The following is a 10,014-nucleotide window of genomic DNA, read 5'->3' as shown; positions in this document are numbered from 1 at the left end:
TCGAAAAGCACCTCGCGGGTCGCGGGGTCCAGGCGCAGGGCGTGGGTCGGGCACAGGGCGGTGCACAGCCCGCAGTGCACGCACGAGTCCTCGTCGCGCGATATCTTCTGGGCCGCGGGCTCGATCTTGATGCCCTGGTCCTTCAGGTAGTCGATGCCCTTGCGGTAGCTGTCCTCGCTGCCCAGCAGCTCGATGGTCATGCGCCCCTCGGCCCGGGGGCCGATGCTGGCCTGCAGGATGTTGAACGTCAGGTCGAACAGCCGGGCCAGGTTGCAGACCACGGGCCGCCCGCTGCGCTCGGGCGGGAACTTGAGGTAGACGATTTTGCTGACGCCCTTGTTGGGATCTTTCATGCCTTGCAACTCCGACGCGGCGGTCAGTTCTTTTCCTTGAGCAGGGCGGCGGCGCGCTTGCCCTCGGCTGTTTCGGGGAATTTCCGGGCCGCTTCCTCAAGGCGCAGGCGGCCCATCTTGGTCTTGTCCAGGCGCATGAAGCTCACGCCCTGCTTGAGCAGCGCGGTGGGATACTTGGAGCTCTTGGGATAGTTGTCCAGCACGGACTGGTACTTGAGCACGGCCCGGGCGTAGTCCTTGAGCTGGAAGTAGCATTCCCCCTGCCAGAACAGGGCGTTGGACACCAGGTCGTGCTTGGGGAAGGCCGTGACGAACTCCTCCCACAGGGCCACGCCCTGCTTGTAGTCCCTGGCTTCGAAGGCCGCGCGGGCGCTCTTGTAGAGGGTCGAGGCCGCGTCGGCGTCGGGCGCGGGGGCGGCGGCGGGAGCCGGGGCCGGGGCCGGGGCGGTGACATCGGGGTCGCCGGGCTGGCCGGGCTCCACGGGCACGATCACGGGCATCCCGCCCGGGGCCGCGCTTTCCAGGCCCGCCTCCGGGGCCGGGGCGGCCTGGGGGGCGGCGGAGGCGGCCGATGCGGCGGAGGCCGCCGCCAGCCGTTCGGCGCGGATGGAGTCCAGGTCGATGTCCGTGGCCAGCTGGGAATTCATGCGTTGCAGGGCGACTTTCACGTCCGCCATGTCGTCGGCGAGCAGGGCGGACTGGTCGCCCTGGCGCAGGAGCTCCAGTTCGCGCTTGAGCGTCTCGATGTCGCCCCTGGCCTCGGCCAGCTCCTGGCGCATGGACTGCATCTGGGACCAGGAATCGGCTTGCAGCGTGTTCTGCGAGGAAACCTGGTCGACCTTCTGCTCCAGGGCTTCCACCCGGCGCGACTGCTCATAGACGCGCCCGTCCAGGGTGCGCACGTCGTCGGGGTTCACGCAGCCGGAAACGGCCAGACACAGGCCCAGGCACAGCATGGCTTTATTTTTCATCGGGACGACCTCCCACGGTTGCGACCAAAGAACAGGTAGGCCAGCCCGCCCAGAACGGGCAGCATGACCACTCCCACCAGCCAGAGGGCCTTCTCCTGGCTTGTGGGGAACACGCGCCAATACGCATGCCAGATAGCCCAGAACGAGATGAAAAGGCAAATGCCCGCGGCGTCAAGGACGACCAGGAACCACGGGGCCAGGGTGGAAGTCATGAACCCTCCGGTCCGGCGGGCTTGGGCCTGCGCCCGGCGCGGCGCTCCAGCCGGTAGAACGAGACAATGAGCAGCCCCACGCCGCAGGTGATGCCGATGTCGGCCACGTTGAAGGCCGGCCAGTGCCAGCCTGCGGCATGGAAGTCGAGGAAATCGACGACATAGCCGATGCGCACCCGGTCGGCGAGGTTGCCCAGGGCCCCGCCCAGCACAAGCCCCAGGCCCCAGGCGCCGAAGCGCTCGCGGGCGTGGCCGGTGTGGATCAGGTGCATGATGACGCCCACGGCCACCAGGGCGGTGACGATGAAAAACGCCCGCTGCCAGCCGATGCTCTCGTCGGACAGGATGCCGAAGGCCGCGCCCTTGTTGAGCACATGCACGAGGTTGAAGAACCCGGGCACGATTTCCACGCGGGCATACAGGGGCAGGGCGTCCTGGACCAGCGCCTTGGTCAGCGCGTCCAGGGCCAGGACCACCGCGGCCAGGGTCAGGGGCAGGGTGAATTTGCGCATACGCTGCGGGCGCGGGCCTTAGCCGCGCCCGTCCTCCGGGGCGCCCTCCCGGAGCATGACCCCCGCGCAGCGCGGGCACAGGCCGGGGTGTTCGGGGGTGCTGCCCAGCTCTTCGCTGTATTTCCAGCAGCGCTCGCACTTGGCGCCCGGGGCCGGGGCCACGGCCACGCGCAGGCCCTGGACCTCCTGGCTGGTCCAGGCGTCGTCCGGGGCGGCCTCCAGGGCCGCCAGGCCGACCTTGGACACGATGCAGATCTCCGCCAGGTCCACGCCCTGGGCCCGCAGGTCGTCCAGAAGCTCCTCGCGGGCGTGGACGGTGACGTGGGTGTCCAGGCTGTGGCCCACGGTCCCGGCCTTGCGCGCGGGCTCGATGGCCTTGGTGATCTCGGCGCGCACGGCGGCCACGGTGTCCCAGCGGTGGCGGGTCTCCTCGTCCAGCAGGTAGCGCTCGTCCAGGGCGAAGCGCAGGGCGAAGACGGTCTTCAGGCCGGGGTGGATGGCCTCGGGCAGGTGCCCGAAGGCCTCCTCGGCGGTGAAGCTCAGGATGGGCGCCACGTCGCAGAGCAGGGTCAGGGTGATCTGCCACAGGGCGGTCTGCGCGCTGCGGCGCTCCGGGGAGTCGGCGGCGCTGACGTAGAGGCGGTCCTTGACGATATCCAGGTAGAAGGCGGACAGCTCCGTGCCGCACATGGTGTGCAGGGCGTGGAAGGCGCGGTGGAACTCGAAGTCCGTGTAGGCGCGCTGCACGCGGGCGTGGATGCGCGCCACCAGGGTCAGGGCGTAGCGGTCCAGGGGCAGCATGGCCTCGGGGGCCACGGCGTGCACGGCGGGGTCGAAGTCGCCCAGGTTGCCCAGCAGGTAGCGCAGGGTGTTGCGGATGCGCCGGTAGGCGTCCACCAGCCGGGCCATGATGGCGTCGGAGTAGCGCACGTCGTCCTGGTAGTTCTCCGAGGCCACCCACATGCGCAGGATGTCCGCGCCGTATTTGTCCACCACCTCCTGGGGCGCCACCACGTTGCCCACGGACTTGGACATCTTCTTGCCCTCACCGTCCACCACATAGCCGTGGGTCAGCACCGAGCGGTAGGGCGCGCGGCCGCGCGTGCCCACGCTGGCCAGCAGCGAGCTGTGGAACCAGCCCCGGTGCTGGTCCGAGCCTTCCAGGTACATGTCCGTGGGGAAGGCCAGTTCCGGGCGCTTTTCGGCCACGGCGGCGAAGCTCGTGCCCGAGTCGAACCACACGTCGAGGATGTCGTCCTCTTTTTCCCAGTGGGCGCCGCCGCATTTGGGGCAGGTCAGCCCGGCGGGGACGACCTCCTCCAGGGGCGCCTCGAACCAGTAGTCGCAGCCGCGTTCGTGGGCCTCGAAGCGCGCGACGATGTCCATGACCCAGTCCTTGTCGAACCAGGCCTCGTCGCAGTCCTTGCACAGCAGGGCCACGATGGGCACGCCCCAGGTGCGCTGGCGCGAGATGCACCAGTCCGGGCGCGTTTCGATCATGCTGTGGATGCGCTCGCGGCCCCAGGCGGGGATCCAGCGCACGTCGTTCTGGATGGCCTTGAGGGCCCGGGCGCGCAGGTCGTTGCGCTCCATGGAGATGAACCACTGGGTGGTGGCGCGGTAGATCACCGGCTGCTTGCAGCGCCAGCAGTGGGGGTAGGAGTGGCGGATTTTTTCCTGGAAAAGCAGGGCGCCGCGTTCCTTGAGGGTTTCGACGATCCTGGGGTTGGCCTCGTCCACGCGCAGCCCGGCGAACAGCTCCACGCTGGGCAGGAAGCGCCCGGAATCGTCCAGGGGGCTCAGGATCTCCAGGCCGTAGCGCAGGCCGGTCTCGTAGTCTTCGCGGCCGTGGCCCGGGGCGGTGTGCACGCAGCCGGTGCCCGCGTCCAGGGTCACATAGCCCGCCAGAACCACGCGGGACTCGCGGTCGTAGAACGGATGGCGCGCCACGGCGCCCTCCAGGGCCGCGCCCTTGAAGCGGGCCACGACCTCGGGGGCCTGCCAGCCGAAGCGCGCGGCGCAGTCGGCCAGAAGCGCCTCGGCCAGGATGTGGAACTCCTCCCCCGTGCGCACGGCCACATAGTCGAACTCCGGGTGCAGGGCCACGGCCATGTTGGACGGCAGGGTCCAGGGCGTGGTGGTCCAGATGACCACGAAGGCCCGCGCGGGGTCCACCCCCGGGGCCGCCTCGGCCAGCCTGGGGTCGGGCAGGGGGAAGCGCACATAGACCGAGGGCGAGGTGTGGTCGTGGTATTCCACCTCGGCCTCGGCCAGGGCGGTCTTGCAGTCGTTGCACCAGTAGATGGGCTTCTTGCTGCGCACCACCGAGCCCTGGCCCATGAAATTGCCCAGCTCGCGGGCGGTTGCCGCCTCGTAGACGGGGTTCATGGTCAGGTAGGGCTCGCTCCAGGTGCCCAGCACGCCCAGGCGCTTGAACTCGGCGCGCTGCACGTCGATCCATTTGCGCGCGTAGTCGCGGCAGATCTTGCGCACGGTGACGGCGGGCAGGCCGGTCTTGCCCTTTTCGCGCAGCTCCTGGGAGACCTTGTGCTCGATGGGCAGGCCGTGGCAGTCCCAGCCGGGCACATATTCGGCCTTCAGGCCGCTCATGTTGCGGTGCTTGACGATGATGTCCTTGATGGTCTTGTTCAGCGCCGTGCCCAGGTGGATATGCCCGTTGGCATAGGGCGGCCCGTCGTGCAGCACATAGCGCTCCCGGCCCTCGTTGGCGGCGACCATGGTGCCGTAGGCGTCGATCTCCTCCCAGAACTTGAGCGTTTTCGGCTCGTTGCTGGTCAGGTTGGCTTTCATGGGAAACGCGGTGGACGGCAGATGCAGGGTCTTCTTGTAGTCGCTCATGCGCGGGGGTCCCTATGTTTTAGATATGACGGGCCGGGTTTGAAGCGGGAGACAACCGTAATCAAGTCGGTTGGAAAGTCAAGGCCGCGCTGGCGCCCGGAGCCGGGCGGCGCGGACGGGCCGCGGGGCACGGTTTTCGGCATGCAATCCGGCCCCTTGGCGGCGCAGGGGGCGCATGGTGACACCGGGGGGGCTTTGGGCTAGAAGGGCTGCGTATTCCGGTCGCCCTTCGGGGCGTGAAAAGGGAACCCGGTGCGAATCCGGGGCGGCCCCGCCGCTGTGATTCCGGCCTTGCGTCCGCCGCAAGGAGGCCCCGGCCCTCGACGACCCACTGCCCCCGCCGCGCGCGACGCGCCACGGGGCGGGAAGGGGAGGGCCCGGACCGGAAGAGCCAGAAGACCTGCCGGACGCCTGCGCGCCTGCCGCCGGACGACGAGGGCATTCGTCCGGCGGGCCGATGCCCCTGGCATTCGGGCGCGTCCCCCGGACCGGCGCGTCGCCGGGGCCCCGGGCCTTCCCCGCCACCCGCTTCAGGCCGCCCACCTGACATGTCGCAAGGAGGTCTCCATGCGATTTGTCCCGCGCCGCCGCCCGGTCCCGTCCGGGCTGCCGCTGGCCCTGTTCCTGGCCCTGTTCCTGGCGCTTTCCTGCGCCGCCCCCGCCCGCGCCGGGCATGACGCCCCGGCCGGAGGCAAGGCCGCCATCCTCGTCGTGGCCTTCGGCACCTCGGTGCCCGAGGCCCGCAAGGCCTTCGACGACATGGACGCCGCCGTGCGCCAGGCCTTCCCGGGCATGGCCGTACACTGGGCGTTCACGTCCAACATCATTCGCGAAAAGCTGGCCGCCCAGGGGCAGGTCACCGACTCGGTGCCGGCCGCCCTGGCCAGGCTGCTCGACGCGGGCGTGACCCGCCTGGCCGTGCAGTCGCTGCACGCCATTCCCGGCGAGGAGTTCCACGAAAAGCTCGTGCGCACGGTCCGGGGCTTTGGCGGCTTCGACAAGGTCGTCATCGGCCAGCCGCTCATGAGCACCGACGAGGACATGGCCGCCGTGGCCGACGCGCTGCTGTCGACCTTCGGCCCGCTGCGCGCCGGGGGCGAGGCCCTGGTGTTCATGGGCCACGGCACGCACCACCCGGCCAACATCTACTATCCCGGCCTGCAATGGTACCTGGAGCAGCGCGACCCGCTGGCCCTGGTGGGCACGGTGGAGGGCACCCCGAGCCTGGAATGGGTTGTGGCCCGGCTCGCCGAAAAGGGCGTGAGCAGGGCCCTTTTGGTGCCGCTCATGTCCGTGGCGGGCGACCACGCGCGCAACGACATGGCCGGGGACGAGGACGACTCCTGGAAGTCCGTGCTGGCCGCCCGGGGCATTGCGGCGCGGCCCGTGCTCCAGGGGCTGGCCGAGTTCGCCCCGCTGCGCGAGCTGTGGCTGGAGCATCTGCGCCGGGCCGTGGCCGGGCTGGACGGGAAGTAGGATGCACGGCGGCGGGGCGGCGGACGCGCATGCGACGCGCGCGGGCGCGCGGGACCGGCGGCTGTGGCCGCTGGCCGCGCTGCTCGCGGCGGCGTCGGCCGCCTCGCTGGCGGCGGCCTGCCTGTGCGGGCCGCTGCCCATCCCCCCGGGCCAGGTTCTGGCCCACCTGGGGGCCGCCCTGGGCCTGCCCCCGGGCCCGGGCCTGGACCCGGCCCACGCCGTGGTGGTGGTCGACATCCGCCTTTCGCGGGCCTGCCTGGCCTGGCTGACCGGGGCGGCCCTGGCCCTGGCGGGCACGGTGTTCCAGGGCATCCTGCACAACCCCCTGGCCGACCCGTTCACCATCGGCGTGTCCACCGGGGCGGCCTTCGGCGCTTCCCTGGCGCTGTTTTTCGGGCTGGCGGCGCTGCCGGTGTGGGCGGGGGTCGGGCTGTTGCCCGTGGCGGCCATGTGCGGCGCCTTCGCGGCCCTGGGGGCCGTGGTGGCCCTGGGGCGCGTGGGCGGGCGGCTGCGCCGCGAGACGGTGGTCCTGGCGGGCATCGTGGTGGCCACGTTCCTGGGCGCGCTGATTTCGCTGCTCAAGGCGCTGGACGAGGAATCCGTGGCCAGCATCGTCTTCTGGGTCATGGGTTCGCTCCAGGGGCGCGGCTGGGCCCATGTGGGCTTCGCCCTGCCGTATTTCCTGGCGGGCGGGCTGCTGGTCGTGGCCCGGGCCCGCCAGCTGGACCTGTTGTCCCTGGGCGACGCCCAGGCCCGGGCCCTGGGGCTGGACGCCGACCGCGCGCGGCTGGCGCTGCTCCTGGCCGCCAGCCTGCTCACGGGGGCGGCGGTGTCCGTGTCCGGGGTGGTCGGCTTCGTGGGGCTGGTGGCGCCGCATCTGGTGCGCCAGGCCCTGGGCGCGGAGCACCGGCCCCTGGCCGTGGTGTCGGCCCTGGCCGGGGGGCTGCTCCTGCTGTGGTCCGACGTGGCGGCGCGCACCGTGCTGCCCCACGGTCAGGAGCTGCCCGTTGGCGTGGTCACGGCGCTTTTGGGCGGGCCGTTCTTCTGCCTGGTGCTGCGGCGCCGGGCGCGCGGGGCCGGGCTGTGATCCGCGCCGAGGCCGTGCGCTGCGGCTACGGGCGGACGCAGGTGCTCCACGGCGTGTCCCTGGACGTGGCGGCCGGCGGGGTCACCGGCCTGCTCGGGCCCAACGGCAGCGGCAAGACCACGCTCCTGCTGGCCCTGGCCGGGATCCTGCCGCTGCTGGGCGGCCGGGTGGCCGTGGCCGCCCGGGGCGGCGAGGCGGACATGCACGCCCTGCCCGCGCGGCGCCGGGCCCGGCTGGTGGCCTGCGTGCCCCAGCGGCTGGACATGGCCTTCGCCCTGCGCTGTTCGACCCTGGTGCTCATGGGCCGCTTCGCCCACGGCTCGCCCCTGGCCGGTCCCGACGCGGCCGACCGCCGCGCCGCCCGCGAGGCCATGCGCGCCACGGGGGTGGAGCACCTGTGGGACCGCCCGGCGGACGCCGTGTCGGGCGGGGAGCTGCAACGGGTGCTGCTGGCCCGGGCCCTGGCCCAGCAGGCTCCGGCGCTGCTGCTGGACGAGCCCTCGGCCAGCCTGGACCTGGCGGCCGCGGTGCGCCTGTTCGACCTGCTGCGGGGCCTGGCGGGGCGGGGCAGGGCGGTGCTGTGCGCCATGCATGACCTGAATCTCGCGGCGCTGTATTGCGACGCGCTGGTGTTTCTCAAGGACGGGCGCGTGGCCTGCGCGGGCCCGGTGAAGGACGTGTTCCATGAACGGACGCTTTCGGAGATTTATGGCACGGACATCCGCGTGGGGCCCCATCCGGTCACCGGCGGCCCCCAGGCGCATTTCGTCCCCGGCGCGGCGGGGGGCGGCGCTGGCCCTGGCGCTGGCCCTGGCCCTGGCGGCGGCGACCCCGGCCCCCGGGGCCGGGATCGAGGTCGTTGACGGCCTGGGCAACACCGTGCGCCTGCGGGCTCCGGCGCGGCGCATCGTGGCCCTGTACGGCGCGTTCAACGAAATCCTCGTCGAGATGGGCCTTGGCGGGCGCCTGGTGGCCCGGACCGTGGCCGACGCCGACCTGCCCGAGGTGGCGGCCCTGCCCGCCATCGGCACGCATATGCGGCCCAACCTGGAGATGGTCCTCGGCCTTGGGCCCGACCTGGTGCTCCAGATGAGCGCGCGAAGGGGCGCCTCGGAGCCCGTGGAGGCCCTGCGCCGCCACGGGGTGCCCGTGGCCGAGTTCAATCCCGGCAGCTTCGCCGAGCTGTTCGCGGCCATCGAAGCCGTGGGCGCCCTCACGGGGGAGCCCCGGGCCGCCGGGGCCCTGGTGGCGCGGATGCGCGCGCGCCTTGAGGCCGTGGCGCGCTGCCTGGACCGCCCCGGGGCCGCGGCCCCGGGCGGCGCGCCACGGCCCCGGGTGTTCTTCGAGGTCCGCGCCCAGACCCTGCTGGCCGCAGGGGCCGGGGGCATCGTGGACGACGTGATCCGCCACGCGGGCGGGGTCAACGCCGTGGCCGACCCCAGGCGGCTGGTGCCCCTGGGCGAGGAGGCCCTCTACGGCCTGGACCCCGACGTGTACGTCGTCCAGCGCGGGCCCATGAACGAGGCTCCGCCGCCCCTGGACCGGCGGCCCCTGCTGGCGGCCCTGCGCGCCGTGCGCCAGGGGCGGGTGCTGGAGGTTGACGAGCGCCTGTTTTCGCGCCCCGGGCCGCGCTCGGTGCTGGCCGTGGAGGCCCTGGCGCGGTTCCTGTATCCTGAACCAATGAAGGAATGTCATCTGAAATGAACGGTTACGGCACACTCTACGGCGTGGGCACCGGCCCCGGAGACCCCGAACTGCTGACTCTCAAGGCCGTGCGCGTGCTGGGCGCGGCGGACCGCGTGTACGCGGCGCGCTCCAGCGGCAACGCGCACTCGGTGTCCTACGGCATCGTGCGCCCGCACCTGCGCCCCGGCACGCAGGTCACGCCCCTGGCCTTTCCCATGACCCGCGACCAGGGCGCCCTGGACGCCGCCTGGGCCGACAACGCCGCCCGGGTGCTGGCCGACCTGCGCGCCGGGCTGTCCGTGGCCTTCCTGACCCTGGGCGACCCGCTGACCTACAGCACCTTCGGCTACCTGCTGCGCACCCTGCGGGGCATGGATCCGGGCGTGCCCGTGGAGGTCGTGCCGGGCATCACGTCCTACCACGCGGCGGCCGCCGCGGCCGGGACGGTCATCGCCGAGGGCGAGGAGACCCTGGCCGTGGTCTCCGGCGCCAGGGGCGGCCAGCGCCTGCGCGAGGCCGCGCAGGCGGCCGACAGCTTCGTGATCCTCAAGGCCTACAAGCAGTATGCGGACCTGACCCGGACCCTGGACGAGCTGGGCCTGCGCGAAACGGCCGTGCTGGTCAGCAACTGCGGCCACCAGGGCCAGGCCATAACCCCGACTCCGGACCCCGACGCGGGCGCCCCCGGCTATTTTTCGCTGGTGCTGGCGCGTAAAAGGGGCTGACCCCCCACGGGGGCGCCCCCGTCGGCGTCCGTCCGGCGGAGCTGCATGCCGCACACCCGGCGCCCGGAAATGCGGGGCGCCAGGTGTGCGGCTTTTTTCGTGCCCAGTGTTTTCCACCGGCCACCAGGGCATT

10 protein-coding genes and 1 riboswitch are annotated in these 10,014 nt (G+C 72.0%); of the genes, 5 read left to right on the top strand and 5 right to left on the bottom strand.

The window, feature by feature from the left end; all coding sequences use genetic code 11:
* From M0P34_RS09975 to ileS, 5 genes are all read right to left on the bottom strand, one after another.
* Positions 1–353: NIL domain-containing protein (locus M0P34_RS09975; RefSeq protein WP_291498767.1), on the bottom strand; the 353-nt coding region annotated here is incomplete at its 3' end.
* A gap of 23 nt (positions 354–376) precedes the next feature.
* The gene (ybgF, locus tag M0P34_RS09970) at positions 377–1,324 is read right to left on the bottom strand and encodes a tol-pal system protein YbgF (protein ID WP_291498766.1); all 948 of its coding nucleotides are present in this window, start codon (positions 1,322–1,324) and stop codon (positions 377–379) included.
* Positions 1,321–1,536 (bottom strand): PLDc N-terminal domain-containing protein, encoded by a 216-nt coding sequence (locus tag M0P34_RS09965; protein ID WP_291498765.1) that lies wholly within the window; start codon positions 1,534–1,536, stop codon positions 1,321–1,323. Before M0P34_RS09965 ends, ybgF begins: the two co-directional genes overlap by 4 nt.
* Positions 1,533–2,048, bottom strand: coding sequence for a signal peptidase II (lspA, locus tag M0P34_RS09960; RefSeq protein ID WP_291498764.1), 516 nt, complete (start codon positions 2,046–2,048; stop codon positions 1,533–1,535). Before lspA ends, M0P34_RS09965 begins: the two co-directional genes overlap by 4 nt.
* Before the next feature lie 18 nt (positions 2,049–2,066).
* Entirely contained in the window at positions 2,067–4,907 is a 2,841-nt protein-coding gene (gene ileS, locus M0P34_RS09955) for an isoleucine--tRNA ligase (protein WP_291498763.1), read from the bottom strand.
* A gap of 202 nt (positions 4,908–5,109) precedes the next feature.
* A riboswitch (cobalamin riboswitch) is annotated at positions 5,110–5,330 on the top strand.
* Between the two features lie 144 nt (positions 5,331–5,474).
* Here ileS and M0P34_RS09950 point away from each other — a divergent pair.
* From M0P34_RS09950 to cobI, 5 genes are read left to right on the top strand one after another with little or no spacing between them, the layout of a single operon-like run.
* On the top strand, positions 5,475–6,383 hold the full coding sequence (locus M0P34_RS09950; protein WP_291498762.1) for a sirohydrochlorin cobaltochelatase: 909 nt from the start codon (positions 5,475–5,477) through the stop codon (positions 6,381–6,383).
* 1 nt (position 6,384) lies between these two features.
* Entirely contained in the window at positions 6,385–7,470 is a 1,086-nt protein-coding gene (locus M0P34_RS09945; protein WP_291498761.1) for an iron ABC transporter permease, read from the top strand.
* Positions 7,467–8,333: an ABC transporter ATP-binding protein gene (locus M0P34_RS09940; protein WP_291498760.1), complete on the top strand. Its 867-nt coding sequence runs from the start codon at positions 7,467–7,469 to the stop codon at positions 8,331–8,333. Before M0P34_RS09945 ends, M0P34_RS09940 begins: the two co-directional genes overlap by 4 nt.
* Before the next feature lie 16 nt (positions 8,334–8,349).
* Positions 8,350–9,174: an ABC transporter substrate-binding protein gene (locus M0P34_RS09935; protein WP_291498768.1), complete on the top strand. Its 825-nt coding sequence runs from the start codon at positions 8,350–8,352 to the stop codon at positions 9,172–9,174.
* Positions 9,171–9,881: a precorrin-2 C(20)-methyltransferase gene (gene cobI, locus M0P34_RS09930; RefSeq protein ID WP_291498759.1), complete on the top strand. Its 711-nt coding sequence runs from the start codon at positions 9,171–9,173 to the stop codon at positions 9,879–9,881. Before M0P34_RS09935 ends, cobI begins: the two co-directional genes overlap by 4 nt.
* Positions 9,882–10,014: the final 133 nt, after the last annotated feature.

This window comes from Desulfocurvus sp. (assembly GCF_023230885.1).
GTDB lineage: Bacteria > Desulfobacterota > Desulfovibrionia > Desulfovibrionales > Desulfovibrionaceae > Desulfocurvus.
Note: the sequence above shows the minus strand (reverse complement) of the source record. Positions and strands in the feature narration are given on the sequence as shown.

Excerpts from the sequence above, each read along its gene's own strand:
- ybgF (WP_291498766.1), bottom strand. The coding sequence starts at position 1,324 with ATGAAAAATAAAGCCATGCTGTGCCTGGGCCTGTGTCTGGCCGTTTCC.
- M0P34_RS09965 (WP_291498765.1), bottom strand. The coding sequence starts at position 1,536 with ATGACTTCCACCCTGGCCCCGTGGTTCCTGGTCGTCCTTGACGCCGCG.
- lspA (WP_291498764.1), bottom strand. The coding sequence starts at position 2,048 with ATGCGCAAATTCACCCTGCCCCTGACCCTGGCCGCGGTGGTCCTGGCC.
- ileS (WP_291498763.1), bottom strand. The coding sequence starts at position 4,907 with ATGAGCGACTACAAGAAGACCCTGCATCTGCCGTCCACCGCGTTTCCC.
- M0P34_RS09950 (WP_291498762.1), top strand. The coding sequence starts at position 5,475 with ATGCGATTTGTCCCGCGCCGCCGCCCGGTCCCGTCCGGGCTGCCGCTG.
- M0P34_RS09945 (WP_291498761.1), top strand. The coding sequence starts at position 6,385 with ATGCACGGCGGCGGGGCGGCGGACGCGCATGCGACGCGCGCGGGCGCG.
- cobI (WP_291498759.1), top strand. The coding sequence starts at position 9,171 with ATGAACGGTTACGGCACACTCTACGGCGTGGGCACCGGCCCCGGAGAC.